This window comes from Actinomadura madurae (assembly GCF_047130825.1).
Classification (GTDB): domain Bacteria; phylum Actinomycetota; class Actinomycetes; order Streptosporangiales; family Streptosporangiaceae; genus Spirillospora; species Spirillospora madurae.
This window is the reverse complement of record NZ_CP083237.1, coordinates 7,166,552-7,192,925: the sequence shown is the minus strand read 5'-3', so window position 1 is coordinate 7,192,925 and position 26,374 is coordinate 7,166,552. Positions and strand designations below refer to the sequence as shown.

Here is a 26,374-nt window from a genome sequence, read left to right as displayed (position 1 = left end):
ACGGCCCACGGCCGCACGGGATTGTCAGCGATTGGCCCCGATGACCGGGCAAGACCCCACACCTGCTGTGCCGGGGTCGGATGCCGCCGGGGTCGACGGCGCGGCGCAAGACTGTTCGCCAGCGTGCGGACGCGGACGGACGCGGACGACTACCGGCCTCTCCCCCGACCCCGACAGGACGACCCAGCACTGGATCCCCTCGTCCACGAGCAGCACCCCGAGTCATCCCCGAGGTGCTGGAAGACGTACTCGCGCTGGTCATCGCGCATCCCCGACACATCCCAGCGGGCGTTTGCCCAGCAAGCGCTGCATCCGATCCGGCGCCAGCAGCCCGGTCACATACGCCCGCGCCTGCCGCCGCGGCTCCACCCGAGGAAACCCTCCGCCTACCTCGTCCCGACGGAACTCCGCGCCCCGAACCGCATGCCGCCCCGGACCAACATTTCCCTTTGCGGACGCATCTAACGAGCGAACGACCGCGGCTGAAGGAATGGCATGCACGCACCCGATTCCACACCCTCACGGAGACGTCCAGGACCCGTACGGCTGGCCATGTACGTGATGCTCGCGCGTTGGGTACCCGCCGCCCTCGCGAACCGGCGATTTGCGTGAGATTCGCCCAGGAATCGGGCAACGACCCCCATCCCCTGGTTGTCGCCGCCACAATCGGCGGCGTGATCAGCGCGACCGTCGCCGTCGCCGCTCTGCTCACTCCCTCTGCCCGCCGGTTCTTCACCCAGCCGGCCACCACCGAGCCGCAGTCGTACCCCGCCGGACCAACGATCCCAAGACCTGGGAAAGGATCAATGTGCAGCGTGCAGCGGTGAGCCTGACCCTGGTGGGAACCCCCCGCCGGCAGTCCGCAGTTGGGGGGCACGGAACCGCTCTCCTGATCGGGGGCGACCAGCCAGGCCTCTTCAACGGGAATCACATGAAAAGGGGAACGCTGTGACGCCGAGTACAACCCGGAGCACGCGTCCGCGCCAGGTACGCGGACCGGTGCTTACCCTGGGCGCGGTGACGGCGGTCGGAACGGCCTTGTTCTGGTTCTTCCTGATCAACCCGTGGAACTTCGCTTACGGTGGCCGGATCGCGTCGGTCGCATTCGGGGTGGTCATCGCCGGTGCCGCGCTCACGGCGAGCGTTCCCATTCCGAGCAAGCCCGCGAGAAGGATCGCGGCGTTCACGGGCGTGAGTGTGGCGCTCTTGCTGAGCGTCCTGTTCCTCCTGTTGTCCTTGTGGGGGGCTTCTGGGGTACGGAGCAGCCGCGTCCATGACGTCTCTCCTGACGGTGATACGCGGCTGGTGCTGGTCATCAGGGACGGGTTGCGTAAGAACTCCGCAGCGGAGGTCAAACTCCAGTCCGGCCGGAAGCCGTTCCACCAGGAACGGACCGTGTGGTCGACCTCTTCCTTGGGAGCTCCGCAACGGATACGTTTCACCGGCTCCCGCACCATCGAGATCGTCTTCGCAGGAGACACTTTCCGTACCGAATACGACCCGGACACCCTGGAGGCCGGCCGTCGTTATACCAGCTGAGTGCATCTTTGAGAAAGAACTCGTCGGCGGCGCCAGGGGAGCAGGGGAACCCGGAGACGGATTCGCACCGTCGAAGACGGCATGAGCGGCAGAAGGGGGATCGCTGCGGGTGTTGTCGTCGCCGTGCTCGCGTTGGCCGGGGCGGCGACGGCGATCCTCCGGCCGGCGAACGGCCCGCGCGTCGCACCACCGGACCGGACGGTGATGGCCGAGCTGCTGGTCTTCCGCCAGGGGCACGGCCTGCCGAGTGTGTCCACGGTGCTGCGCAGCCGCACCGACGCCCGCGCGGTGCGCGGATGGTTCGCCGAAACGGAACGGGGCGCCCCGGACGCCGGGGATATCGAGAGGCTCGCCGGGCGGCGCGACTACGGCCGGGAGGCGGTGGTGCTGTTCTCCTACACCGGCGGCTGCGACACCGCCCGCGGCGCGCGCCTGACCAGCGACGGCCCTGGGCGGCTCAACATGGACCTCACCGGCGTGACCGAACACGGGGAGTGCGACACGCCCTACAAGAACCTGGCGATGTTCGCCGTCGACAAGGCCAAGGCACCCCCGGGCGGGCTCACGCTGGGAGGCGCCCGTACAGGCAGTCCCGACCCGGTGAGCCCTGGGAAGCTGGTGGCGTTCGAGAAGCTCGCCGCGCCGCCGCCCCGTTCTGCGCGGGCGGCCGAGGTGAGCCAGCCCGACCAACTCGAAGGGTTCCTCAAGTCGCTCCCCGGTGCGAGGCTGGGCGGCGGGACGCCCGGTCAGAGGGGTGGGCGCCGCTTCGCCTTCGTCCTCTCCGGCTGCGCCGCGAGGACCGCGATCATGATGATCGACGAGGACCGGCTGGCGGCCGAGCCGGTCGGCGACGGCATCACGCGGTGCGAGATCGCCGAGCACTACGCGGCCGTGTTCACCGTCGAGGCGCAGAACGTGCCGCCTACTACCAGGATCGGCTGACCAGTCCTCGGCACTCTCCGACTCGGCAGCCCGGGGTCCGCCCACCCGGGAGCGGGTTTCCAGAACACATCGCCCCAGGCCACAGCGCCGATGCCGGTTGCCATGCCGATTTTCGACGTTGGCTGCGCGGATGCCCAAAGCCTCGACTCGCCGTAGGTCGAGGGGCCGTCGCATGGTGAGCCCCGGGGCGGGTCGTTTTGGATCCGTGGATTCCCAGGCGATCATCGGACTCGTCCGAGGTCAGTCCATACGCTGAGGGGCGCTCAGTGCGTCGATCTCGGCGGTGCGTACCGCGGGCTTGTGGTGCGTGGCGGCGTCGGCGAGCCGGTCCATCCGCATCCGCCATCCGGTGATCTCCAAGCGGGCGAGCGGGGGACCGGTGCGCGGTAGGGCAGCGTGGACGTATACGTAGCGGCCCTTGCTGACCTGGCTTCGCCAGGGCAGGTCCAGGAAGTTCAGCAGCGTCCATTCGCGGGATCGATGGTGCACTACGTCGATCGCCGCGACCTGCTCCCAGGGAATCAGCAGGTCGACGGGGGTGCCCAGCCAGACGCCCTTACCGGTGACCGAGAACGCGATCTCGCGGCGCAGCCGGCGGCGTGCTGCGCCGCCCGCCCGTCCGAGCGTCACCACGGCCGGGCACATCACGCCGAACGCGGCCGCGACCACGGCGAACTGCCGCGGGCCGATGTTCCCGTCCCAGATCACCGTGAGCGCAGCACCGGTGCACAGGGCGACCAGAGCGAGCGCGACCAGGGCGAGACTGAGCGGATGCCGCCAGGTGTGCGGCACGACGTAGGTCTCCCGATCATCGATCATGCCGGGTGTGACGGTGCGAGGATCCCCGAAGTTCGCCGCTGCGTGTCCAGCCGGTCCCGGCCGCCTTCCGTGTCGCGACCGCTCGTCCAGCCCAGCGGGCACCGCACCACCACGGCAGCCTTCTCCTGCCTGGGCGTTGTCCTGATCTGGCCTCGAACTTTACAGCCGCCTCAGCAATCACAGCTCATGTGATCGTTCAGTCGTCGTACTCGCTGTCGCATCGGAAGATCGCCATCTTCCTCGCGAGGTCATCGGCGCAGGCCGCGACCGCGCCTTGATCGAACTCCAGTTCCTTGGCGGTGGCCCAAGACGGATACTCACGAAGCCTTCGATGCGAGATCGAATCGATCCGCTCGTCCACGAGGCTCATCTCGTGGCGCCGGTACTTACCGTCCTCGTGCCGGTTATCGCACGAATAAACCGCTTCGATCCGTGGCTCACTTCCAGGGATACCCGATCGAAGTCCTCCACGGCCGAAATGGTGGTTCGGTAGTCGTCGGCCCGAGTGGCGTACGTCAAGACCCAGGCGTCGTCTGCTCCAGCGAGCACCGGCGCGACCAGTCCGAGCGCGACCAGCTCGTTCCCCCCACGGTGAACCCAAGCGGCCAGCCGCGTTCCGCCATTGCGCAGGCGGACGAAACCAAGTTGCGAATCGGACGGACAGACGTAAGAGACCTCAAGAGATCGTCCTGCTCATTCTCGACAACGTCAGAAGCTCCGACCAGATCCGGGCTCTTCTACCTGCAGAACCGAAGTGCAGAGTGATCGTCACGAGTCGCGAGCGGCTGAACGGGTTGGACGGAGCCGTACACATTCCGGTGGGCGTCCTGCCCGCTGCGGAAGCAGGGCGGCTCTTTCTGTCGTGCGCTGGCCTCGATCTTTCTGAGTCATGTGTGGCGTGCGGTGCGTTCGATGACGATGCGGGTGAGTTCCACGCGCGAGGCGATGCTGAGCTTGCGAAACGCCTGGCGGAGGTGGTGGGCGACGGTGTGGGGGCTGATGTACATGCGGCCGGCGACCTGTTTGTTGTTCAGCCCCTGAGCGACGAGTTCGGCGACGGTCTGCTCCGTGCGGGTGAGGCTGTTCCACCCGGTGACCGCCTTGCCGGGGAGGGGCGTCCAGTGGCGGTGGCGGATGCCGAGTTCGCGCAGCCGGCGCCGAACGCGGGCCTGGTCACGGTCGGCGCCGACCTGCCGGTATCCGTCGAGCGCCTCTTTCAGGCGGTGGATCGCCTGGTCCTGGTCGCCTCGCTCGCCGTGCAGGACGCCGAGGTCTTCTGCAGCGGAAGTTGTGCCCCATGCACCGGGGTGTTGCGCGGTGGCCTGGGCCAGGGAGGCCGGGTCGCGGTGGGCGACGCCCCGGCCGTGCGCCGCGGCGGCCGTGAGAGCCGGGTGGTCGGGGTGGGCGTCCGCGAGGCGCTGCGCGGCGTCGGCGGTGGCCGCGGCCAGCCCGCGGTCGCCTGCGGCCAGCGCGGTGCGCGCCAGCCAGGCCGGGGCCGTCGGGTCACCGAGCAGTAGCCCGGGCCGCGCATGGAGGTCGGCACGGAGCCGGCGAAGGTGCCCGAGGGCGGCGGCGGGGCCGTCGACCGCCTCGGTGAGCTGTGCCTCGGCCATGAGGCTCTCGGCGCGCGCGTAGAGGTCGGCGACCTGCGGGCCCGCGGCGGGACGAGCGGCCAGGTGCCGGGACGCGGCCGCGATGTCGCCTCGACGGAACTCGATCATGGCCAGCACGCAGTGCGCGGTCGCGGCGTATCCGTGCGCGCCCAGGGTTTCGGCGGCCGCCACGGCCGCGCCGGTCTCGGCGGCGGCATCGGCGAACCGTCCGGCGGCCAGGTGGACACGGCCGCGTAGCAGGCGCACCGCGGCACCCGCCGGCAGATTCCTCAGCGCCGGAACATCCGCGGCGCACAGCATCTTCTCCGCCTCACCGGACCGGCGGAGATCGATCAGGACGGCGGCCAGGGCGAGCAGCGGCTGGACGTCGCGCGCGTCGCAGGAACTCCCCGTCTCGTTGCGCACCGCTTGGCGCAACCTCTCAAGGCCCTGGCCGACACGGCCGTCGTCACAGTCGACGACCGCTCGGGCGACCAGGGCCGCCGCGGCGGTGTGACCGTCGTGCCGGCCGGGAAGGGCCAGCACGGCGTCGGCCGCCGGGCCCGTGATCTCGTCGCGCAGTCCGGTCAGAGCCTGGAGGTGCGCGGCCAGGGCCTGGTCCCGCAGGCTCGCGGCCAGACCTGGCCGGGCCAGTACCGTCTCGGCGTGTCCGGCGGCCTCCTTGGGCCGGCCCGCGGCGCACAGGAGCGAGGACAACGCGCACCGCAGCCGATCCTCCGTCTCCGGCGGCAGCGGCCGGGCCAGCAGGTCACGGACGATCCGGTCGGCCCGCTCCAGCCGGCCGGCCGCGGTCAGCGACTCCGCGGCGGCGACCGCGCGGGGCAGTGCGGCCGGATCGCCGGGAAGCGTCAGCTCCAGGGCTCGTGCGGCAAGGTCCGCCGCCACCCGCGGCGCCGAGGCCCGGACCCGCGCCGCCGCCTCGTCCAGGCCGGCCAGCGCGGCGCGGTCGGCCGGACGCGCGGCCGCCAGCAGGTGACCGGCGGCTCCCTCCGCCGATCGGCCGTCGGCCAGCAGGATCTCGCCGTACTGACGATGCAGGGCAGTGCGAGCCGGTTGCGGGATCATCTCACCGAGCGCGCGGCGCAGCAGCTCGTGCCGGAAGACGAACGCGTCCTCCGCGGCGGTCGTGATCGCGGCGTCCATCGTCTCCTCGACCGCGGGCAGCAGCGCCGCGGGAGTCCTGCCGAGCATCTCGGCGGCGTCCGCGAGCCGGAACGCCGGACCCAGCACCGCGGCCGTCACCAGCAGTTGCCGGGCTTCCTTGCCGAGGTCGTCGAGCCACCGCTGGGCGAGCTCGTGAACGCGTCCGGGTAGCCGGGACGAGATGAGCGCGGCGCGCCCGCCGATGATCTGGACGCCCTCCTCGTCACGCAGACCGCCGATCAGCCCGGCGACGAGTGCGGGGTTGCCGGCGGCCCCGCGGGCGAGGTCCGCCAACGCACGGTCCGGCGCGGTGCCGAACGCGTCGGCCAGCATGGCCTCCACGGCGTCCTCACCCAGCGAGCCCAGGGCGACCCGGACGGCGCCGTCCTTCTCCAGCAGTCCGAAGAGATGGTCGGCGATGCGCGGCGGTGCGCTCGACCGGGCCAGCAGCCACGCGATCGGGCGGTCGTCGAGGTCTCCCGGCAGCGTCCGGAGCGCGGCCAGTGTGGCCGAGCTCGCCCACTGCAGGTCATCGAGGCATACCAGGACCGGAGCGATCGCGGCCCGCCGTTGGAGGCATGCCCGTATCGACGTGATCGACCGCTCGGTCGCGTGCTGCGGGGCATGACCGTCATCGGCGGACGGCTCGTGCAGGGCCGCACGCAACGCGAAAAGCTCGATCGCCTGGCCCACCTGGTCCGCCGCCGCTGCGGCCAGGGAGAATCCCTGCTCCGCCGCCTCGTCGACGGAATCGCGGAGGAGCAGGGATTTGCCGCTGCCCCGCTCCCCGTCCACCAGCACCACCCCGCCGACTCCTCGACGGGCGCGCCGGAGCAGGTCGCCGACGATCTCCCGCTCCGCGGCGCGCCCGTACAGGGCCTCCCGGTCGGCTGAACGCTCGTTGATGCTCGCCATGCCGCCAGGGTGCTCGGCCGCGGTCGACCGGTGCATCACCCGGATAAGCGATCTATCACCCGTGCGGCGAGGGTGCTTCGTCGGCGTCCATGGTCAGTACAGTCGGCCATGGGGATGGACGAGGCAGTGCGGCCGCGACATCGCACTGGGCTCGAATGGAGGACGAGAGTGGACGTGAGCGCCATCGGCCCGTTCATGCCCGGACCTCCCCTGCGGGGACGGGAGGCCGAGATCGATGCGCTGCGCGACCGGCTCGACGCCGTGCTCGCCGGCCGCGGCGGTACGGTCCTCATCGCGGGACTGGCCGGCTTGGGCAAGACCGTGCTGATGGAAGCCGCCGAGCACATGGCCCGCGAACGAGGCATCAGCGTCTTCCACGGCGTCTGCGACGTCGCCGGGCAGGTGATTCCGCTCGCGCCGCTACTCCAGGCCCTCGTGTACGCACCGGGCGCGCCGGTGGATCCGCCCGTGCTGCGCGACCTGTCCCAGTCCCCCGACCAGCGGTTCTGGTTGCTACGCGAACTGCAGGAGGCACTGGAGCGAGCCGCGCTCCACCGACCCGTGCTGATCTCGGTCGATGACGTGCAGTGGGCCGACGAGGCCACGCTCGCGGCGCTCGGCACGCTCACGCGGCAGCTCGCGACGCACCGGATCCTCTGGCTGCTGTCCACCCGGTCCGGGGAGGTGGCCGAACCGGCGCGCACGGCCCTGTCCCGGCTGGAGGCCGCCGGCGCGCTCAAGGTCACGCTGGGCCCGCTGAGCGACACCGCGGTCGCCGATGTCACGGCCGACCTGCTGAGCGGTGCGCCCGACGTCGCGTTGCTGCGGGTCACCGCGCGCGTCCAGGGCCACCCGTTCCTGCTGACCGAGCTGCTGCGCGGCATGCGCGAGGAGAAACTGGTGGAGGTGTCCGGCGGGGTCGCCCGCCTCGTCGGCACCCGGATACCGCTGCGGTTCGTCGACTCGATCGAGGACCATCTGGCGCGGCTGTCCGAGCGCGCCCGCGCCGCCCTCCAGATGGCGTCCGTGCTCGGCCGCCGGTTCTCGGCGGCGGAACTCGCCACCCTCACCGGCGGCTCGCCCGCCGAGGTCTTCGGCGCATTGCGGGAGGCGATGGCGGCCGGGCTGATCGCCGAGGACGGCGACCGGGTCGCCTTCCGGCACGATCTGGTCCGCGAGGCGGTGGAGGCCGCCTTGCCCGCGACCGTCCGGCAGAGCCTGCAGCGCCAGGCCGTCGAGGTGATGCTGCGGCACGGCGCACCGCCGCCCGACGTCGCGGAGCTCGTCATGAAGGCGGCCGCGCCCGGCGACTCTGGCGCGATCGCGATCCTGCGGCGGGCCGCCGCCGAGACCGGGCAGGTGTCCCCGGCCATGGCGAGCGTGCTCAGCCGGCGTGCGCTGGAGCTGACGCCACCGCGTGATCCCGGCCGCGGCGCGCTCACCACCGAGACTCTCGGCTACCTCACGCTCGCCGGCAAGGCCGCCGAGGCGGTTCGGCTGGTCGCGGCGGGCGCGGGCGACATCGCCGATCCGGAGGCCGAGGCCGAGGCCAGGCTGAGGCTCGCCCTCCTGCTGTCGCAGTACGCGCTCGCCGACAGCGCCGAGCAGTGCCGCCGGGCGCTGGAGTTGCCCGGCCTGTCCGCGCCGCTGCTGATCCAGCTGCAGATCAGCCTCGCGCTGGCGCTCGACCTGCTCGGGGACGTCGCCGGGGCGGAGCGGGCCACCGAGTCCGCCGCCGAACGCGCCCGGGAGAGCGGCGATCCGGCCGACGAGATGCTCACCCTGTTCGCGCGGGCTTCGCTGACGCTCGCCCGGGGCGCCTGGCGGCGCTCCCTCGACCTCCTCGGCGCGGCGACCGCCCGCCAGCGCGAGGCGGAGAGCGCCGAGGCGGCGCGGGTATGGCGCCTGGACGTCTGGATCGCGATCATGTATCTCCGGCTGGCCCGCGTCGACGAGGCGATCGCGATCATCGATGCCGGGATACGGGACGCCCAGCGCGAGGGCGTGGCGGTGCACATCCGCAACTGGTCGGTCATCCGGTGCCGTGCGATGTACGCCGCCGGCCGGCTCGCCGACGCCCGTTCCGACGCCGAGGCGACCATCGAGATGTCCGACGAGATCACAGCGGACGAGAAGTACGGCCAAGCCGACCATCTCTGCTTCTACATCGCGGGCCGGGTGGCGCTGCACACCGGTGATCCGGACGAGCTCGCCCAGGCCCGCCGGTCGGCGGAACGGCTTCTGGGGACGCACGAGTCCCCGTCCGCGCAGGCACTGGGCGGCTGGCTCAAGGCGCTGGTGGCCGACGCCGACGCGGACCCGTCGCAGGTGGCGGGGATCGACGTGCGGCTCCTCGACCCGCTGGCCCGCGGAGCGCTGGCCAGCAGCAGCCCGCGCACGCACGCCGACTCGGCCATCGTCACCCGCATCCTGCTGGACGCGGGCAGGCGCGGCGACGCCGAGTCGGTGGTCGCCAACCTGGAGGAGTTCGCCGCACGGAACGCGGATTTCCCGTTCCTGGAGTGCGCCGCCCTGCACGCCCGAGCGGTGCTGGACGCCGACCCGGACACGGCGCTTCTCGCCGTCGCGCGCAGCGACGGCGATCCGCGGCCACTGGTGCGCGCGGCCGTGCTCGAAGACGCCGGGAGGCTGCTTCCGGCCACTCGGGCGGACGAGGCGGTGCCGCTCCTCGAATCGGCGCTCGCGTCCTACACCAGGGCCGGGGCCGAGCGGGACGCCGCCCGCGTGCGCAGCCTGCTGCGCGCCCGCGGGGTGCGGCCCACCGCGGGCGGCTCCCGCTCCGCTCCCGAGTGGCCGGAGCTGACCGAGTCGGAGTTCGCCGTGGTGAGCCTGGTGGCGCGGGGCGCGACGAACCGCGAGGTCGCCGAGCGCCTCTACCTGTCGGCGTACACGGTGAACACGCATCTGCGGCACGTCTTCACGAAGCTCGGCATCCATTCCCGGGTCGAGCTGGCCCGCATCGCGACCGAACGAGGGATACCCGCCAAGGAAGGCTGATGAGGTACCGGAGACGCGCCACCTGGAGGAGGAGCGGCTACCCGGCGGGCCGCTGCGGCCGGACGGTGAAGCCCAGCCTCCCGAGCACTCTGACCGCGCCGCTCTTGCCTCCTTCGAAGTCACCGGAGCGGAGGCGGTGTCCGGTGGCCAGTTCGTAGGCCCTGCCCAGGATCGCCTTGGGCGGATAGGACCGCTCCTCCCAGACCAGCTCGTAGGTGGTGGCGTGGCCGAATCCGTGCTCGGCGAAGAACGACTCCAGACCGAGCCGGTCGTACTCGTGGATCGCCCGCACCACGTCGTCCCGCGTCACCCGACCCCAGGTGATCATGAGCCGGCCTCGTCGCTCACCACGTGGATCGCCGCCTCCTCCGCGGACGCGCCGCCGCCGTCGACCCCCGCGTCGCGAGCGACGAGTTCGTCGCGGACGACAAGGTATTCGTCGCCCTCCTCGTAGAGATCCGTGTACGCGGGCACCAGGCGGCCCGCCCTCGGATCGGCGATGTCTCCACCCGTGGAGCGCGATGTCTCCACCTCGGTCGCGTTCTCGTCCCAGGCGAACTCACCCGCCTCATCGTCATCGAGATCCGCGATGACATCGGGCTCCTCCGCGGCCGAAAGCCGATCCAGCGACCCCGCTTCCTGTTCGGAGGCCGTCGTGCCGTAGGCGATCGCGGCGGACCACCGCTGCGGCGGCACCACCCCCCGATCCAGAGGGTCGTCCCCCGGCGGCCCGTCCAGAGTGTCGGCGGAATCGAGAACCTCGTAGTCCTCCAGGTCCTCGGATTCGTGACGTTCCCATCTCGGCATCTGCCCGCTCCTTCGATGTCGCTCATGCGGCCCCCCGTCAGGCCCTTGCCGGTTCCCCGAGCGCCGGCCGTCCGGGTGCACCGGTGCTTCCCAATGCACCCGGTCGGTGCCCGACGCGGGACGCCTCGGCGGCCCCGCTCAGAATCCGGTGAGGCCCTGCGGGCTCTGGTAGGGGGTGGTCACGCTGGTGACCTCGTCGAGGGCTCCGTCCGGACGGACCGCGTAGCCGACGAGCTTCGAGGCGTTCGGGTAGAGCTGGTAGAGGTACGCCCCGGTCGGGCACAGCCAGTTGTCGCCCGGACCGCTGCTGACCGTCCCGTTCAGCGCGCGGAACGTTCCGTCGCCGGGGACCTTCGGGCAGGCGGGGTCCTTGGCCACCGTGAGGGTGTTTCCGTCGATGCGGAAACTGGTGACGTAGCCGTATCCGAAGTTCGTGGCGAACGCCCATCGGTCGTCCGGCGAAATGGCGAGCCAGCACAGTTCCGAGGGCTTGCCGCCGGCCGTGTCGATCGGCGTGATCGGACCGGTGCTGACGCTGCCGTCCTCACCGATCGTCGCCATCGCCAGGCCGTCGCCGACGGCGTACCCGATGAGGAAGTGGTCGGGCCGCTGATGCAGGAACTGCGGGTTCCACGGCGAACCGCCGCCGCCGTCCTGGAATCTCGGCTCCCCCAGGACGCCGTAGGCGCCGACCGGGAACACGATCAGGCCGTCCGGGTCGGGCGCGTTCGAGGCGATCGAGTGAGGTGCGCCGTTCTTGTCCACCCACAGGATCGGAGAGCCGTCCGGGTTCGCCTCCGGCCGCTGGTCGAACGTCGTGCCGACCACGAGGAACTTCTCGTCCGGGGTGAGCGTGGCCATCGTGGCCACCCGGTCGGTCTTGTCCATCGTGTTCACCGTGTACCGCTCCGGGCGGGCGGTGAGCATGCCGGCCTCGTCGACCGACATCAGCCGCAGATGGTCGGGCCCGAGCGCGTGCACGACGAAGAGGGTGCCGTGCGACGGGGAGTACGTGAGCGCCTTGGCGCTGCCACTGCGCCCGTCGACGACGTTTCCGGTCCGGGCGGCGTCCAGCAGCGTCAGTTTCCCGTCCGCGCCGACGGCGAAGCTGGAGACCGAATTGTCGCCGCCGTTGGTCGTGAACAGGAATCGATGGTCCGGCGTGAGAATCACGCTGTTCGCGCCTTCGAAGGCGTTGGGGGCGCTCTCCTGGCCGCTGACCGGCTTGTAGGTCCCGGAACCGGCGCCACCCGTGGAGACCCGCTCCACTTCCGTGAGCTTCCCGTCCGGGGCCCGGTGGTAGTGGACGATGTAGTTGCGGATCTCGTTCGTCTGCATGTAGAGATGCCCACCGTGCCCCGGCATCGGCTGCATTGGCGCGGACATCGCCTGCTTCTCGGCCATAACTCTCCCCTTCTTCGCCATTCCAGCGAGCCATCCGATGAGCTTCAGACTGGCCCGCCGTCGGCGTCGGCACATCGTCAGGCTTGATATTTCGGCGGCTGCTCGGCCCAGTGGAAGGGTCAGGCCTCGGAGGGGCCCAGCTGCGCACGCAGACGTTCGCGCTCGCTCTCGAGCGTCTCGATCATGCCGCCGATCTCCTCGCGGGCGTTGAGGTCCTGGGCGGAGTCGATGTAGTCGTGGGCATCGCCGGTGGGCGGGATGAGGTCCCGTCGCAGCCGGTCGAGGTCCACTTCGATGTCGCGCAGTCTTTCCCGCTTGTGCTTGTCGGTCGTGCTCATTTCTTCTCCTGCTTCGAGAGGGCCGGAGATGCGCGTTCCGCGCTCCACCGGCCGGATGGGCGACAGCAGCGGCGCCTCGGCGACGACCTGCAGCAAAATGGCGTACAACCACGTTTCAAGCGGCTCATACAGCGGACGTTGGCCGAACGAATAGAACGCCTGAGTGTAGGTCTCCAGCACGATCTCTTCTGCTTCGGCCCGCTCGCCAGTCATGCGCAATGCGACGGAGTAGATCTCGTCGAGATGCGGAAGCGCGGCCTGCGTGAAGCGTCGACCGTACTCATCCCAATATCCGCCACCGCAATGAATCCTGTACCGAGGCACGATAAAGCTCCTCCGGCTCGCGAATTCGCCTTGTGCTCCCCGCCTCCGGCATCACTGCACGCGCCCGGCCGCCGCATCGTCGGCCCGTGCGTCATGCGGACGGTCCAGGGCGGCGATGCCCTGGAGGTCGAGGCAGTAGATCCCGCGGACGCGGGTGACGACCATCAGCAGCCCGGTGCAGGTGCGGCAGCGTACGACGTGGCCGGGCAGGTGCGGGTAGACCACGGCGCCGGCGAGCGCGGCGGCGGAACCGCACGTCCCGCAGACGGCCGTCGCCGACGTCATCTCCTCCCCGAAAATGTCCTGCAAGAGTCCGGCGATGGCGTTCCCGTCGAGCGTCTGCATCAGTTCCCTCCGAACCGTTCGGTCTTGATCCGTCCGGGCGGGTAGCCCAGTTCGACGAGCCCCGCGGCCACGGTTTCGACGAAGCCGGTCGGGCCGCAGACGAAGGCGATCGGCTTCTGGTGGACGTGCCAGGCCACCTCCGCCAGCAGCTCGACGTCCACGCGCCGCGTGTACCCCGTCCAGCCGGGCGGGCGCGCCCGGGTCAGCGTGTAGCTGACGGCGATGCCCTCGGTGCAGGAGTCGAGTTCGGCGCGGTAGATCACGTCCGGCAGCGTGCGCGCCGAGTAGAGCAGGCACACCGGGACGCGGCTGCCGCAGCGTCGCCGCTCGCGGATGATGGCCCGGAGCGGGGCGATGCCCGAGCCGCCCGCGACGAGGAGCAGCGGCCCCTCGTCGGCGGCCTCCCAGACGAAATAGCCGCCCACCGGGCCGCGCAGTTCCAGCCTGTCGCCGACCCGGACCTCGTCGGTGAGGTACGGGGAGACCTCTCCGTGCTCCAGCCGTTCGACGGTGATGGCCAGCGGTTCGCCGGGCGCCGAGGCGATGGAGTACTGCCGTTCCGCGACGTAGCCGTCCGCGGCCGTCAGCCGGACGTCCAAGTGCTGGCCGGCGCGGTGTCCGGGCCAGCCCGGCACCGCCAGCTCCAGGGTGCGGACCGTCGGAGTCTCCCAGGTGGCGGCCTTGACGGTCGCGGTATGCCAGGTCAGTCGCCGTGGTAGCGCTGTTCCTTCCACGGGTCTCCGTACATGTGGTAGCCGTAGGTTTCCCAGAAGCCGGGCTCGTCGTGATCGAGCAGGTCCACGCCGCGGATCCATTTCGCGCTCTTCCAGAAGTAGAGGTGCGGGACGAGCAGCCGGGCCGGACCGCCGTGTTCGGGGTCCAGCGGCCGGCCGTCGTACTCGTAGACCACCCAGGCCCGGCCGCCGGACACGTCCGCCACCGGCAGATCGGTGGTGTAGCCGCCGTCGCAGAACGCCAGCAGGTACGGGGCGTCCTGGCCGGTTCCGTCCAGGAGCGTGTCCATCGAGACTCCGCGCCAGCGCGTGTCGAGCTTGGACCACCGGGTCACGCAGTGGATGTCGGCGGTGAAGGTCTCGGCGGGCAGCGCCAGCATCTCGTCCCAGGTCCAGGACCTCAGATCCGCACCGTGGCGCCGGACGGAGAACGTCCACTCCGCCAGTGGAGTGCGCGGCGTCGGACCGGCCGAGAGCACGGGGAAGCCGGTGGTCTCGTGCTGTCCGGGCGGTATCCGGCCCTCTGTCCCGGCCGCGCCGCGGCGGCCGTGGAATCCGCGTGAGACGACACTCATCGGGCGCCCCTGCCGACCGACCGGTCGAGAAAGCCGAGGACCAGTTCGGCGACCTGGTCGTGAGCGCTTTCCAGCAGGAAGTGCCCGCCGTCGAGCAGGTGGATCTCAGCGTCGGGCACGTCTGCCGCGAAGGCCCTGGCGCCCTCCGGTCCGAAGATCTCGTCGCCCTTCCCCCAGACCGCCAGGACGGGAGGGCGGTGCCTTCTCAGGTAGTCGTGCAGAGCCGGGTACATCCGCGGGTTGGTGACGTAGTCGCGGAAGAGCGCGAGCTGGATCGCGTCGTTGCCGGGGCGAGACAGGAGCGCGAAGTCGTGGTGCCAGGCATCGGGGCTGATGAGGGTCTCGTCCGGGACGCCGGTGAGGTACTGCCACCGGGTCACCTCCAGGCTCAGCGCGGCCCGGATGGCGCCCTCGGTCTGCGGTGTCTGGGCGTTCTGGTAGTCCCACACGGTCTTCCAGAAGCTCTCGACGAATCCCGCCTCGTAGCCGTTGCCGTTCTGCGTGATGATCGCCGTGATGGCCCGCGGGTCGGCCAGCGCGAGCCGCCAGCCGATCGGGGCGCCGTAGTCGTGGACGTAGACGGCGTAGCGGGTGACCCCCAGTTCGCCGAGCAGGCCCGCGGTCAGCCGGTGGAGGGAGTCGAAGGTGTAGTCGAACTCGCCGGCGGGCGGGGCATCGGAGAGGCCGAAGCCGAGCAGGTCCGGCGCGATCACGTGGTAGCGCCGCGCCAGCGGCGGGATGAGATCGCGGAACATGAACGAGCTGGTCGGAAAACCGTGCAGGAGCACGATGACGGGAGCGTCGGCCGGTCCTGCCTCGCGGTAGAACAGCCGGTGGCCCTGCACCGTCGTGTAGCGGTGATGAACGGACGCCATGATCGATTCCTCCGGTGGCGTTCCGGGAGTCCGCCGCCCCGGGAGGTGCCCCGGGGCGGCCGGTTCCCCTCGGGTCAGTTGCGTCCTGCCATGACGCCGCCGTCGACGTTCCAGACGGCGCCGGTGACCCAGTCGGTCGCCGGGGACAGCAGGAAGGTGATGGTGTTGGCCACGTCGCGGACGGTGCCGGTCCGGCCGATCGGGTGGAACGCGTCGAAGCCGTGCAGCGTCGCCTCCAGCTGGTCCTCCGGCACGAACTTCTCGTAGATCGGTGTCGCGATCACGGCCGGCGCCACGGTGTTCACCCGGATCTTGTGCGGCGCCAGTTCCAGCGCCAGGTTGCGGGTCAGGGCGTGCAGCCCGCCCTTGGCCAGGGAGTATCCCGACGACGGTGTGGCCCCGACCGCCTGGTGCGCCCACATGCTGCCGATGTTCACGATCGACCCGCCCTGCCCGCTCTCGGCCATCCCCCGGGCCACCGTCTGGGTCAGGAAGAAGATCGCCCGGTTCAGCTCCTGGTAGACGTCGTAGTCGGTGCCGTCGTAGTCCAGGAACGGCTTGGGCAGGAACAGCCCTGCGGCGTTGACCAGCAGCGTCGCGTCGGCGTGCTCGGCCGCCAGAATCCGGCGGGTCTCCTCGGCCGCCATCGGCTCCGACAGGTCCGCCGCGATCCCGACCGCGCGGCCGTCCCCGCCCAGTTCCTTGACGGTGGCCTCCACCTTGGCGGGATTCCGCCCGATGATGACGGCGGTCCCCCCGGCTCCCACCACGTCCGCAGCGGTCTGGCGCCCCATGCCGCTGCTGCCCCCGACGACGATGAGCTTCCGCTCCGCGAAGACCGGCATGGACTCCATCCGGTCGAGCCAGTTCATGCTCATCCAGCACTCCCTTCGTTCCGGCGCCCGCGAACCCTGTGGCCGGCGCCCTCGTCGCAACCCACCGTCGCCCGGCGCACCGGCGCCCACATCGTCAAGGCGGCTATTCCTGGCGTTCGCGGGGGTGCCCCTCGGAATCGTCAAGACCGGGGATGCCGGTGCGTCCCGCGCCCGACTACCAAGTCAGGTGAGAAGTCCGAGCACCGAGAAGAGGAGCAGGCCGTGAGCGCACACGAGGCCGCGGAAGACTACGACGTGATCGTGATCGGCACGGGACCGGTCGGGCAGACGATCGCCGAGCGGGTCCGCTCGGCCGGGCTGACCGTGGCGGCCGTGGAACGAGAGCTGGTCGGCGGGGAGTGCTCGTACTGGGCGTGCGTTCCGAGCAAGGCGATGCTGCGGCCAGTCACGGCGCTCGCCGACGCCCGCCGCGTCGGCGGAGCCCGGGAGGCGGTGACCGGGGCGGCGGACGCCGCGGCCGTGCTCGCCCGGCGGGACACCTGGGTGACCGGCTGGGACGACCGGGGCCAGGCCCAGTTCCTGAAGGACATCGGCGCCGACCTGATCCGCGGCCACGCGCGCCTGGACGGCACACGGCGCGTGTCCGTGGAGATCCCGGGCGGCTCCACCATTCCCCTCGCCGCCCGCCACGCGGTGGTCGTCTGCACCGGCAGCCGCCCGAACTTTCCCGAGCTGGCCAACCTGGCCGACGTGCGGCCCTGGACGAACCGGGAGGGCACCGACTCCCGCACGGTCCCAGAACGGCTCGCCATCATCGGCGGCGGCGGAGTGGGCGTCGAGATGGCCACTGCCTGGCACGGTCTCGGTTCCTCGGTCACCCTCCTGGCGCAGGCCGAAGGGCTGCTGCCGAAGATGGAGCCCTTCGTCGGCGAGATGATCGCGCGCGCCTACACCGAGGCCGGGATCGACGTGCGGATCGGAGTCACCGTCGAGGGCATGCGCCGCCCGGACCCCACCGGCCCGGTCACACTGTCCCTTGAAGGCGGGGAAGAGCTGGAGGCCGACGAGGTGCTCCTCGCGATCGGACGCAGGCCGCTGACCTACGACATCGGCCTGCAGACCGTCGGCCTGGAGCCGGGCTCGTGGCTGGAGGTGGACGACACCTGCGCCGTCCGCGCCGTGGCCGGCGACAGATGGCTGTACGCGCTCGGCGACGTCAACGGCCGCGCCATCCTCACCCACCAGGGCAAGTACCAGGCCCGCGTCGCCGGAGCCGTGATCGCCGCCCGCGCGGTCGGACGGCCGGTGGACCCCGCCCCGTGGGGGCCGCACGCCGCCACCGCCGACAGCCACGCGGTACCGCAGGTCTTCTTCTGCGACCCGCAGGCGGGCGCGGTGGGACTGACCGCCGACCAGGCCGAGCGCGCCGGGCACCGGATCCGGGTGGTCGACGTCGACACCGGTGAGAAGGTCGCCGGAGCGGGACTCTACGCGGACGGCTACACCGGCCGCGCCCGCATGGTCGTCGACGAGGACCAGGACCGGCTGCTCGGCGTCACGATGGTCGGCCCCGCGATCGAGGAGCTGGTCCACTCGGCCACCGTCGCCGTCGCCGCGCAGGCGCCCGTCAGCCGCCTCTGGCACGCGGTCCCCTGCTTCCCGTCCATCAGCGAGGTCTGGCTCCGCCTGCTGGAGGCCTACCGCGACGCGACGGACGGACGGCGGGATCGCTGAGCCGAGCCGCCCCGGGCCGGCGGAACGCCGCGAATCACGCCGCACGATTCATGATCGACAGGCACCGACTCGAAGGAGACCAGCGCATGCAGAGCGCCACATCACAGCCATGGCTTCACCAGCACGGGCGCGAGGTGCAGAAGTTCGGGACCGTCCGTCAATTCCCGCTCGGGCTCTCCTATCAGGCCCGAATGGACTCCTGCCAGCGCCTGAACCACCTGCTGGCCGACACCCAGATGCTGTACGCGATGTACAAGAAGCATCACTGGCTCATGCGCGGCCCGACCTTCTACCCATTGCACCTGCTGCTGGACAAGCACGCGAACGAGCAGTCGACGCTGATCGACGCCATCGCCGAGCGGGTGCAGACCCTGGGCGGGGTCGCGGTGGGCGATCCCAGGCACGCGGCCCAGTTCACCCGCGTGCCTCGTCCACCGGACGGCGCCGAGGAAGTCCCCGCGATGCTGTCCCGGCTGCTGGAAGCCCATGAGACGATCCTGATCGCCGCCCACGAAGACGCGGCCCGCGCCACCGGGTTCGGGGACGACGGAACCAGCGATCTGATCGTCTCCGGCGTCATCCGCACCGGCGAACTGCAGTCCTGGTTCCTCGCCGAACACCTCGTCGACACACCCCTCGTACGAACCACCCGGGAATGAAGCCCCCGGATCGTCCCCAGGCGATATGGCCCAAACGGGCAAACTCGGATTCGATGGCATTGCGCCCACCGCGTCCGGACCGGATATCACCACGACGTGCAGGTGGGCGGCTATCCCACCGCGACGCGGCAGACGTCCCCGATCGGCACCGTGGTCAGCATGTGCGAATGCTCACGCTCGCCCTCGGACACGAACCATTTCCCCATATGGTGCGGGATCGAGGTGCGCCTCGGCCCGCACTTTTTGCTGTGCCGTCCGACGTCGTCTCACCGAGGCTCTCACCGGCCTTGGAACCACTCCGTGCGGGGTCCGCCCGGACACGATCGAGGAACCGCGGTTGCCCGCCGAACCGAGCTGATCACCTCGCCGCTCCGCGTGATCGCGTACGAACCCACGGCCGTTCAGAAGCGCGACCCGGTCGGTGCGAGGGGCAGCCGTGCCGTGACCTCGAACCCCCCGCCCGGGGTCGGCTCGGCGTTGAGCTCTCCGCCGAGCAGTTGACAGCGCTCGCGCATGCCCAGGATCCCGCGACCGGGTTTGTTCGCCATGCCCGGGCCGTTGCCGGGCGGTCGAGTCACGGGGGCGCCGTTCGAACCGGTGCGGCCCTGGTCGGTGACACGGATCTCCAGATGGTCGATCCCCGGGTTCACCGCGACCGTCACCCGGGTCGGGCCGGTGTGCCGGATGATGTTGGTGATCGACTCCTGAAGGATCCGGTAGGCGGCACTGTCCACCGCGCTCGGCAACGGCGCTGCGGGCGAGTCCACTTCGAGTGTGACGTCCAGTCCGGCGGCGCGTGCCTCGGCGGTGAGGTCGTCGATCTGTTCCAGGCTGGTGTGCGGCACAGGGTCGTCGTCGCCGCCGCGGAGGACTCCGAGTATGGCTCGCATCTCCTGCAGCGTCCGGGAGCTCGTCTGCTCGATGGTCTGCAACGCCTCACGTGCCTGGCCGGGTCGCTTGTCGAGCACGTGCGCGGTGACGCCGGACTGCACGTTGATGATCGCGATGGCGTGAGCGACGGTGTCGTGGACTTCGCGTGCGATCCGGAGCCGTTCGGCATCGACCCGGGCGCGCGCTTCTTCCTCGCGGGTCCGTTCCGCCAGTTCTGCGCGCTCTTGAGCGTCGGCCGCGATGACCCGCCGGGAGCGTACGGACTCGCCGAGAGTCGTGCTCATGACCGCCACACCGATGCGGAAGAACACCCAGCCGATGGCCTCGCGCGGCTCCACGTCGGCCCCTGCGTACAGCCACGCGGCGGCCAGGACCGCGATGCCCGCGCCGGCGATCGCCAATGACCGGCGCCCGTCACCGTAGGCGGCGAGGGTGTACAGGGCGACCATGAGCCCGAGCCAGCCGTACCCGTCCGGGAACCCAAGGGCGTAATAGACCACGCTGGCCAATGCGGCGGTGACGAACGCCGGGACCGGCCACGAGCGGCGGACGGTCACGACCAGGCCGCCCACCACGAGCAGTGTGAATCCGAGGTACCCGAAGTCGGTGAGCGGACGTTGTTCCGTCCCTCTGGCGGCTGCGAGGGCGACCGTGCCCTGGACCGACATCGCGGTGACGAAGAGCGCGAGCAGCGCGTCTTGGGTCAGCACCCGCAGGGAGGGCCCGGGGCGGATCTTCATACCGTGATCCTACTGTTCGCGTCCACGGACAAGGCTCCGCTCAGACGCGCGACCCGCTACGTCGACGGGCGCGGCGCGGCACAGCCGGTTACGCCCGATTGCGTAGACATGACCATCCGTCGTCAGAGGCCAGGGCCGCCTTGCGCACGCGACGATCGCCGTCGTGACCGATCAACCCCTCCCTTATCGGGACGAAGCGTGCCGCAAGGCTCGACCTCTGAGGAGCTGATGATGAAGACACCCGAGTCTCCACGTACGGATGGAGCTCTGGCGAGACTGGGTCGCTTCTGTTTCCGCCGCCGCCGCCTGGTTCTCCTGGCCTGGGTCCTCGGTGTGATCGCCGTGGCGTACGTCGGGTTCGGCTACGGCGCGGCCCCCGACAACGACTTCTCCGGAGGAGACTCGCAGTCGGCCAAGGCGAACATGTTGCTGGAGAAGCACTTCCCGAAAGAGCAGGGCGACAGGCTGACCCTTGCGATCAAGGCCGACAGGGGGATCGACGATCCCGCCGCCCGGCAGAAGATCGAGAAGACCATCGCCGATCTCGCCGCATCACCCGCCACCGGGCCGGTGATCTCGCCGTATCAGGACGAGAACCTGGTCGCGCAGGGGCGTCGTATCGCCCGCGTCACCATCCCGCTGAGCGACAAGGAGGTGAAGAAGAGCGAGGTCAAGCCACTGGTGACCATCGTCAAGAAGGCCTCCGACGACAACGTCGCGCTCGCGCTGGGCGGGTACATGGCGGAAAAGGCCGAGACACCCCCGCAGGGCCCGGCCGAGAGCGTGGGCCTGCTGGCGGCAGCGGTGATCCTGTTCATCGCCTTCGGGTCACTGGTGGCCATGGGCCTGCCGATCGTGACCGCCCTCCTGGCCATCGTGGGCGGCCTCGCGCTGATGAAGGTGGTGGGGCACCTGGTCCCGGCGCCGGACTTCACCCAGGCCTTCGGCGCGATGATCGGGCTCGGCGTCGGCATCGACTACGCGCTGTTCATCGTGACCCGCTACAAGGACGGCCTCCGCGACGGCGACGAACCCGAGCGCGCCACGGCCAAGGCCATCGACACGGCCGGTCGCGCGGTGCTGTTCGCCGGCACGACCGTCGTGATCGCGCTGATGGGCCTGGTCGTCATGGGACAGCGGCTGATGACCGGGGTGGCCGTCGCCACGTCGATCACGGTGTTGATCACGATGGTCGCCGCGGTGACGCTGCTGCCCGCGTTCCTGGGCTTCACCGGGTACAGGATCAACTCGCTGCGCCTGCCTCGTCGCGCGTCCCGCCGGAACCGGGAGCCCGGTGCGCCGCCCCGGGAGCGCCGCGCGCTCGCCGAGCGTTGGGCCGGCGTGGTGCAGCGCAGGCCGCTGGTCGCCGCGCTCCTCGCCGGCGGGACCCTGCTGGTGCTGGCCGCCCCCACGCTCTCGATGCGGTTGAGCCAGCCCGACGCCAGCGTCCAGCCCCGGGACAGGGGCAGCTACATCTCGTACGAGATCCTCTCCGAGGGCTTCGGTCCGGGTTACGGAGCACCCCTGGTCTTCGCCACCGAGGTCGACTCCAAGGACGCCGATCTGCGCCCCGTCGTCGAAGCGGTCCGCAAGACCGAGGGCATCGCCCATGCCACGCCGCCCCGGGTCAGCGAGGACGGGCAGGCCGTCACCTTCACCGCCTTCCCCACGACCGGGTACCAGGACGAGGCGACCACGAACCTGGTGCACGAACTCCGCGACGACGTGCTGCCCAAGGCGCCCGGCGGCGAACAGGTCCTCATCGGGGGACCGAACGCCGGCACCATCGACGTCGCCGAGGAGTCCGGCTCGCGCCTGCCCCTGATGATCCTGGTCGTCATCGCGATGTCCATGGTGCTGCTCATCGCTTTGGTCCGGTCGGTCACGATCGCTTTGCAGGCAGCCGTGATGAACCTGCTGTCGATCGGCGCCGCCTACGGTGTGGTGGTGGCGGTCGTGCAGTGGGGATGGCTCGGCCCGGCCCTGGGGTTCCCCGCCGCCATGCCGGTCACGACCTGGGTCCCGATGATGATGTTCCCGGTCCTGTTCGGCCTGTCGATGGACTACCAGGTCTTCCTGATCTCACGGGTCCGTGAGGAGTACGAGCGGACCGGCGACACCCGCGTGGCCGTCGCCCAGGGGCTGGCGCGGACCGCCAAGGTGATCACGTCCGCGGCCGCCATCATGATCGCCGTCTTCACCACCTCGTTGTTCGGCCCGGACGTCGCGGTCAAGCAGGGCGGTCTGGGCATGGCCGTCGCCGTGCTCATCGACGCCACCATCGTTCGGTTGATCTTCGTCCCCGCCGTGATGGAACTGTGCGGCAAGGCCAACTGGTGGATGCCCGGACGCCGGGCACCGAAGACGGTCCCGGCGCCTCGCACACCAGCGGCCGTGTGACGACGCCCCGTCCCATCCACCGCCTTCCCCGATATCCGTCGATCCGAGAGGAACTCCATGTCCGTCCGTCGCTTGCTCACCGCCGCACCGGCTGACGCCCGTCACGACCAGGCCGATGCCGAGCGGGACGAGATCTCCGGGGTGCGGGGGCCTCGCACACGGGTCCTGCGGCCGCGACGGTGCTGATCACGGCTTAAGGGCTGACGAGCCCTGTCCGATAGGCGATGACGACCAGTTGTGCGCGGTCCCGCGCGCCCAGTTTCACCATCGCGTGGCTGACGTGGGTGCGCGCGGTGGCCGGGCTCAGGCTCAGCTCGGCACCGATCTCGTCGTTGCTCAGGCCCTGTCCCACCAGGGCCAGCACTTCACGTTCGCGCTGGGTGAGGACCGCCAGCCGGTCCTCACCGGCCTGCGTGGCGGCCCGTTGCGCGGTGAACTGGGCGATCAGGCGCCGGGTGATCCGCGGGGCGAGCAACGCGTCCCCGGCGGCCACGACCCGGATGGCATGGAGAAGCTCGGCCGGTCCCGCGTCCTTGAGCATGAAGCCGCTGGCACCGGCCTGCAGCGCTTCGAAGACGTACGCGTCGGTCTCGTAGGTGGTGAGGATCAGGACCCGGACATGCTGCAGCCCACGTGTCTTGACGATCTCGCTGGTCGCCTGGATGCCGTCGAGCTTCGGCATCCGGATGTCCATGAGCACAACGTCGGGACGGGTCATCCGGGCCCGCTCGACGGCCTCGGCACCGTCGGTGGCCTCCCCGACCACTTCGATGTCGTCCTCGACGTCGATCAGTACCTTGAACCCGGATCGCACAAGACGCTCGTCATCGGCGAGCAGGACCTTGATCGGAGCGTTGCCGGGCGAGGACGGGCCCGCCGCGCTCACAGGTGTGCCGTTCCGGTCGGCGCCAAGGGGCGCATGTTTGCCAACGGCGCGGCTCTGCGTTGCACATCCGGATCCTATCGCCGGGGCGGGTACCACCGAATACTCGTCCGTCCGTGCCAACTACGGCGAAGAGCGCGATCAAACGCCGACCGCGTACGCAGATCTGCGTACGCACAGCCATCCGCCACCAGAGGACGCCCCGGGGCGACGACGCGACGATTCCTTTCGTGACCCCCCGACGGAAAAGAGCACGTCCGTGACCACACCGACCCGAAGGGCGCTTTTCCATGCGTAAGATCATCGCCGGACTTGCGGCAGTGCTCGTGCTCGCGATCGCTGTCCAGTTCTTCCTGGCCGGCAGCGGAGCGTTCGACACCGCACCCAACGACGATGCCTTCCGGCCGCACCGGGCGCTGGGCTACATGGTCGTCCTCCTTGCGCTCCTGACGACGCTGACCGCCGCGCTGGGCCGCCTGCCCGGCCGGCTCGTCGGCTTGGCCGGTCTGCTCACCGCGCTGGGGATCGGTCAGCCCGTGATCGCGACCGTCGCCAAGGCGTTCGGCGACACGGGAGACACCACGACCGCGGGCCGGCTCGTCTTCGGCCTGCACGCGGTCAACGGGCTGATCATGATGGGCGTGGCGGGCGGGATCCTCCGCCAGGCGCGAGAACCGTCGACCTCCTCGGCATCCACCGCGCGGGCCGCCGGCGACGATGCCCGAGCCGGCGGATCCGCACCGGGATCCGCTCAGTGACCACGGCCCGGTTGATCGTCCTGGACCATGGCGTCGCCCTGCTGGGCGCGGCGCTGTGGTTCGGGGCCGGCGTCGCGGCGGCCCTCCGGCGTCACCGGCTCGGATTCGGACTGCTCATCGCAGCCGTCCTGGTCACGCTCACCCGGGGCGCCACCGTGTCGATCCTGGCCGGCCGGGGCTGGTGGTTCGTCGAGGAAAAAGTGCTGCTGGGCCTTCCGTTGCTCGGCGTCGCCGGGGCGGCCGCGGTGCTCACCGCGGGGTCGCGGCTGCGGACGGCGCGAAGGACGGCGGGCGAGCGCCTGCCGGCGAGCTGCGTCGTCGCGCTGCTCACCGCCGCGTACGCCGCGCTGGCCGGTCTCGTGGTGACCTTCCTCGCCGGGTACCCCCTCACCTGGTCGACCGCGCTGATCACGGTCTCGCTCGTGGCGGCCGGCGCCGTGCTGACCGCCCGCGTCGTGGCGGCGGACGGCGAGGAGGTGCGCGGGGAGACCGACCGTCATCCAGCTCTCACCCGACGGCGGTTCCTCATCACCGCCGTCGGAACCGGAGTCGTGGGAGCCGCCGGGGGCACAGGCGTCGGCCTGCTGTTCAGACCCACCGGCTCCGCGATCACCGGCGACGGCCCGGCCCACGCATCCGGCTCCCGTCCGGCACTGGCGGTGGCCGATCTGCGCGGCCTCGGGAGCCCGTCTCCCGGCGGTGCCAGGCACCGGCACGTGCTCACCGCGAAGACGGCGACCGTACGACTGGCGTCCGGACGTGAGATCGACGCGTGGACGTACAACGGCCAGGTACCGGGCCCGGCGATCAGCGCCACCGAGGGTGATGTGGTCGAGGTGACGCTGCGCAACAGCGACATCGACGGCGGGGTCACACTGCACTGGCACGGCTACGACGTGCCGTGCGGTGAGGACGGTGTGCCGGACCTGACACAGCGTCCGGTGAGACCCGGTGAAGAGTTCGTCTACCGATTCCGCGCCGACCAGGCAGGCACCTACTGGTACCACACCCACGAGGCATCGGACCCCGGCGTGCGCAAGGGACTGTACGGGACGCTCGTCGTCACACCACGAGACGGACGGCGGGCGGATGAAAGCACCGGCCGGCGGCAGGTGGACCTCACGCTGCCCGTCCACACGTTCGCCGGTACGGTCGTCGTGGGGCACCAGGACGGGCGCACCGTACAGACCGCGGCACCTGGTACGACGGTACGGCTGCGGCTGATCAACACCGATTCGGATCCGCACCGGCTCGCGCTGGCCGGGACCCCGTTCCGGGTCGCGGCCGTCGACGGCCGCGACCTCCACCATCCCCAGCAGGTCCGCGACGTGAGCCTGCGGCTGCCCGCCGGCGGGCGCTACGACCTGGTGTTCGTCATGCCGGCCACGACCGTCGCGCTGGTGCTCGACAACGACCGCGACACCGGCGTGCGGCTGCACCCGGACGGCGACGCAGAGCGCGAGCCCCGGGTCGAGGACACCTCCGACTGGCCCGAACTCGACCTCCTGCGCTACGGAACGCCTGCGCGCGCCCCGTTCGATCCAGACGCCGCTGACCGGCACTTCACCCTCGTCCTGGACCGCGCCGTGGCAATGGTCGACGGCGGGCCGGCCTACGCGCAGACGGTCAACGGGCGGGGGCACCCATCGATCCCGGACCTGCTCGTCGCGGAAGGCGATGTCGTCCGGTTCACGGTCGTCAACCGAAGCCTGGACACTCACCCCTGGCATCTGCACGGCCATCCCGTGCTGATCCTGTCCAGGGACGGGACGCCCTCATCCGGCAGTCCACTGTGGATGGACACGTTCGAGGTGCGGGCGGGAGAGGTCTGGGAGGTGGCCTTCGAAGCCACCAACCCCGGGATCTGGATGAATCACTGCCACAACCTGCCCCACGCCGAGCAGGGAATGATGCTGCGCGTCTCCTACGAGGGAGTCACCACGCCCTTCGGAGACGCGCACGCCGGTCATGGATAGCACCCGGCCGCAGGCAGGTCGCCCGCCCAACGTGATCGTGATCGGCACGGGACCGGTCGGGCGGACGATCGCCGAGCGGGTTCGCTCGGCCGGGCCGACCGCGACG

Annotated in this window: 22 protein-coding genes; 8 read left to right on the top strand and 14 right to left on the bottom strand. The window is 70.7% G+C overall.

The features are described from left to right. Nucleotides 1-1,017: 1,017 nt before the first annotated feature. Together K8Z49_RS33060 and K8Z49_RS33055 are read left to right on the top strand one after the other, a co-directional pair. Nucleotides 1,018-1,539 (top strand): hypothetical protein, encoded by a 522-nt coding sequence (locus tag K8Z49_RS33060; protein WP_152563864.1) that lies wholly within the window; start codon nt 1,018-1,020, stop codon nt 1,537-1,539. Between the two features lie 81 nt (nt 1,540-1,620). After that, nucleotides 1,621-2,481, top strand: a complete 861-nt coding sequence (locus K8Z49_RS33055) for a hypothetical protein (protein ID WP_412516049.1) — start codon at nt 1,621-1,623, stop codon at nt 2,479-2,481. 240 nt (nt 2,482-2,721) lie between these two features. Here K8Z49_RS33055 and K8Z49_RS33050 read toward each other — a convergent pair whose 3' ends face one another. The 3 genes from K8Z49_RS33050 to K8Z49_RS33040 form a co-directional block, all read right to left on the bottom strand. Continuing rightward, nucleotides 2,722-3,300 carry a hypothetical protein gene (locus tag K8Z49_RS33050; RefSeq protein WP_075021118.1) on the bottom strand — a complete coding sequence of 193 codons (579 nt, stop codon included), beginning with the start codon at nt 3,298-3,300 and terminating at the stop codon, nt 2,722-2,724. A 196-nt stretch (nt 3,301-3,496) separates the two neighbouring features. Next, nucleotides 3,497-3,661 (bottom strand): hypothetical protein, encoded by a 165-nt coding sequence (locus K8Z49_RS33045; protein ID WP_412516048.1) that lies wholly within the window; start codon nt 3,659-3,661, stop codon nt 3,497-3,499. Nucleotides 3,662-4,187: 526 nt separating this feature from the next. Further along, nucleotides 4,188-6,971, bottom strand: coding sequence for a helix-turn-helix transcriptional regulator (locus K8Z49_RS33040; RefSeq protein ID WP_412516047.1), 2,784 nt, complete (start codon nt 6,969-6,971; stop codon nt 4,188-4,190). 168 nt (nt 6,972-7,139) lie between these two features. Between K8Z49_RS33040 and K8Z49_RS33035 the strand changes: the two genes are divergently transcribed. After that, nucleotides 7,140-9,989 carry a helix-turn-helix transcriptional regulator gene (locus K8Z49_RS33035; RefSeq protein ID WP_412516046.1) on the top strand — a complete coding sequence of 950 codons (2,850 nt, stop codon included), beginning with the start codon at nt 7,140-7,142 and terminating at the stop codon, nt 9,987-9,989. A gap of 37 nt (nt 9,990-10,026) precedes the next feature. Here K8Z49_RS33035 and K8Z49_RS33030 read toward each other — a convergent pair whose 3' ends face one another. The 9 genes from K8Z49_RS33030 to K8Z49_RS32990 all read right to left on the bottom strand — a co-directional run bounded on the left by K8Z49_RS33030 (nt 10,027) and on the right by K8Z49_RS32990 (nt 16,269). After that, complete coding sequence (locus tag K8Z49_RS33030; RefSeq protein WP_021592553.1) at nt 10,027-10,317, bottom strand: hypothetical protein; 291 nt, start codon at nt 10,315-10,317, stop codon at nt 10,027-10,029. Further along, the gene (locus K8Z49_RS33025) at nt 10,314-10,796 is read right to left on the bottom strand and encodes a DUF5709 domain-containing protein (RefSeq protein WP_412516045.1); all 483 of its coding nucleotides are present in this window, start codon (nt 10,794-10,796) and stop codon (nt 10,314-10,316) included. Before K8Z49_RS33025 ends, K8Z49_RS33030 begins: the two co-directional genes overlap by 4 nt. A 138-nt stretch (nt 10,797-10,934) precedes the next feature. Further along, nucleotides 10,935-12,200 (bottom strand): beta-propeller fold lactonase family protein, encoded by a 1,266-nt coding sequence (locus K8Z49_RS33020; protein ID WP_412516044.1) that lies wholly within the window; start codon nt 12,198-12,200, stop codon nt 10,935-10,937. A gap of 119 nt (nt 12,201-12,319) precedes the next feature. Beyond that, nucleotides 12,320-12,862 carry a hypothetical protein gene (locus K8Z49_RS33015; protein WP_412516043.1) on the bottom strand — a complete coding sequence of 181 codons (543 nt, stop codon included), beginning with the start codon at nt 12,860-12,862 and terminating at the stop codon, nt 12,320-12,322. Between the two features lie 51 nt (nt 12,863-12,913). After that, entirely contained in the window at nt 12,914-13,207 is a 294-nt protein-coding gene (locus K8Z49_RS33010) for a DUF6510 family protein (RefSeq protein WP_021592557.1), read from the bottom strand. Continuing rightward, nucleotides 13,207-13,941 carry a ferredoxin reductase gene (locus K8Z49_RS33005; RefSeq protein ID WP_021592558.1) on the bottom strand — a complete coding sequence of 245 codons (735 nt, stop codon included), beginning with the start codon at nt 13,939-13,941 and terminating at the stop codon, nt 13,207-13,209. The genes K8Z49_RS33010 and K8Z49_RS33005 overlap by 1 nt, the downstream gene beginning before the upstream one ends. Continuing rightward, nucleotides 13,911-14,516, bottom strand: coding sequence for a sulfite oxidase-like oxidoreductase (locus K8Z49_RS33000; RefSeq protein ID WP_412516042.1), 606 nt, complete (start codon nt 14,514-14,516; stop codon nt 13,911-13,913). Before K8Z49_RS33000 ends, K8Z49_RS33005 begins: the two co-directional genes overlap by 31 nt. Further along, nucleotides 14,513-15,391, bottom strand: coding sequence for an alpha/beta fold hydrolase (locus K8Z49_RS32995; RefSeq protein ID WP_412516041.1), 879 nt, complete (start codon nt 15,389-15,391; stop codon nt 14,513-14,515). Before K8Z49_RS32995 ends, K8Z49_RS33000 begins: the two co-directional genes overlap by 4 nt. Before the next feature lie 74 nt (nt 15,392-15,465). Next, nucleotides 15,466-16,269, bottom strand: coding sequence for an SDR family NAD(P)-dependent oxidoreductase (locus K8Z49_RS32990; RefSeq protein ID WP_412516040.1), 804 nt, complete (start codon nt 16,267-16,269; stop codon nt 15,466-15,468). Between the two features lie 219 nt (nt 16,270-16,488). Between K8Z49_RS32990 and K8Z49_RS32985 the strand changes: the two genes are divergently transcribed. Continuing rightward, entirely contained in the window at nt 16,489-17,961 is a 1,473-nt protein-coding gene (locus K8Z49_RS32985) for a dihydrolipoyl dehydrogenase family protein (protein ID WP_412516039.1), read from the top strand. An 86-nt stretch (nt 17,962-18,047) separates the two neighbouring features. Then, a complete protein-coding gene (locus tag K8Z49_RS32980; RefSeq protein WP_024934483.1) occupies nt 18,048-18,620 on the top strand; it encodes a Dps family protein in 573 nt (190 codons plus the stop codon). Nucleotides 18,621-19,021: 401 nt separating this feature from the next. Here the strand turns inward: K8Z49_RS32980 and K8Z49_RS32975 are convergent, their stop codons facing one another. After that, nucleotides 19,022-20,251 (bottom strand): sensor histidine kinase, encoded by a 1,230-nt coding sequence (locus K8Z49_RS32975; protein ID WP_021592565.1) that lies wholly within the window; start codon nt 20,249-20,251, stop codon nt 19,022-19,024. Nucleotides 20,252-20,584: 333 nt separating this feature from the next. On the opposite strand from K8Z49_RS32975, the gene K8Z49_RS32970 reads away from it, so the two are divergent. Continuing rightward, a complete protein-coding gene (locus K8Z49_RS32970; RefSeq protein WP_412516038.1) occupies nt 20,585-22,651 on the top strand; it encodes an MMPL family transporter in 2,067 nt (688 codons plus the stop codon). A gap of 193 nt (nt 22,652-22,844) precedes the next feature. On the opposite strand, the gene K8Z49_RS32965 is transcribed toward K8Z49_RS32970, so the two are convergent. After that, nucleotides 22,845-23,537, bottom strand: a complete 693-nt coding sequence (locus K8Z49_RS32965) for a response regulator transcription factor (RefSeq protein WP_021592567.1) — start codon at nt 23,535-23,537, stop codon at nt 22,845-22,847. 287 nt (nt 23,538-23,824) lie between these two features. Here K8Z49_RS32965 and K8Z49_RS32960 point away from each other — a divergent pair, with 287 nt between their 5' ends. Together K8Z49_RS32960 and K8Z49_RS32955 are read left to right on the top strand one after the other, a co-directional pair. Beyond that, the gene (locus K8Z49_RS32960; RefSeq protein WP_075021148.1) at nt 23,825-24,292 is read left to right on the top strand and encodes a DUF6220 domain-containing protein; all 468 of its coding nucleotides are present in this window, start codon (nt 23,825-23,827) and stop codon (nt 24,290-24,292) included. Then, the gene (locus K8Z49_RS32955; RefSeq protein ID WP_412516037.1) at nt 24,289-26,268 is read left to right on the top strand and encodes a multicopper oxidase family protein; all 1,980 of its coding nucleotides are present in this window, start codon (nt 24,289-24,291) and stop codon (nt 26,266-26,268) included. The genes K8Z49_RS32960 and K8Z49_RS32955 overlap by 4 nt, the downstream gene beginning before the upstream one ends. Nucleotides 26,269-26,374: the final 106 nt, after the last annotated feature.

Bases quoted from the DNA above. Each gene is read 5' to 3' on its own strand.
- K8Z49_RS32975 (WP_021592565.1), bottom strand. From the start codon at position 20,251: ATGAAGATCCGCCCCGGGCCCTCCCTGCGGGTGCTGACCCAAGACGCG.
- K8Z49_RS33025 (WP_412516045.1), bottom strand. From the start codon at position 10,796: ATGCCGAGATGGGAACGTCACGAATCCGAGGACCTGGAGGACTACGAG.
- K8Z49_RS33050 (WP_075021118.1), bottom strand. From the start codon at position 3,300: ATGATCGATGATCGGGAGACCTACGTCGTGCCGCACACCTGGCGGCAT.
- K8Z49_RS33040 (WP_412516047.1), bottom strand. From the start codon at position 6,971: ATGGCGAGCATCAACGAGCGTTCAGCCGACCGGGAGGCCCTGTACGGG.
- K8Z49_RS32980 (WP_024934483.1), top strand. From the start codon at position 18,048: ATGCAGAGCGCCACATCACAGCCATGGCTTCACCAGCACGGGCGCGAG.
- K8Z49_RS33055 (WP_412516049.1), top strand. From the start codon at position 1,621: ATGAGCGGCAGAAGGGGGATCGCTGCGGGTGTTGTCGTCGCCGTGCTC.
- K8Z49_RS32990 (WP_412516040.1), bottom strand. From the start codon at position 16,269: ATGAGCATGAACTGGCTCGACCGGATGGAGTCCATGCCGGTCTTCGCG.
- K8Z49_RS32960 (WP_075021148.1), top strand. From the start codon at position 23,825: ATGCGTAAGATCATCGCCGGACTTGCGGCAGTGCTCGTGCTCGCGATC.
- K8Z49_RS33030 (WP_021592553.1), bottom strand. From the start codon at position 10,317: ATGATCACCTGGGGTCGGGTGACGCGGGACGACGTGGTGCGGGCGATC.
- K8Z49_RS33020 (WP_412516044.1), bottom strand. From the start codon at position 12,200: ATGGCCGAGAAGCAGGCGATGTCCGCGCCAATGCAGCCGATGCCGGGG.
- K8Z49_RS32995 (WP_412516041.1), bottom strand. From the start codon at position 15,391: ATGGCGTCCGTTCATCACCGCTACACGACGGTGCAGGGCCACCGGCTG.
- K8Z49_RS33000 (WP_412516042.1), bottom strand. From the start codon at position 14,516: ATGAGTGTCGTCTCACGCGGATTCCACGGCCGCCGCGGCGCGGCCGGG.
- K8Z49_RS33010 (WP_021592557.1), bottom strand. From the start codon at position 13,207: ATGCAGACGCTCGACGGGAACGCCATCGCCGGACTCTTGCAGGACATT.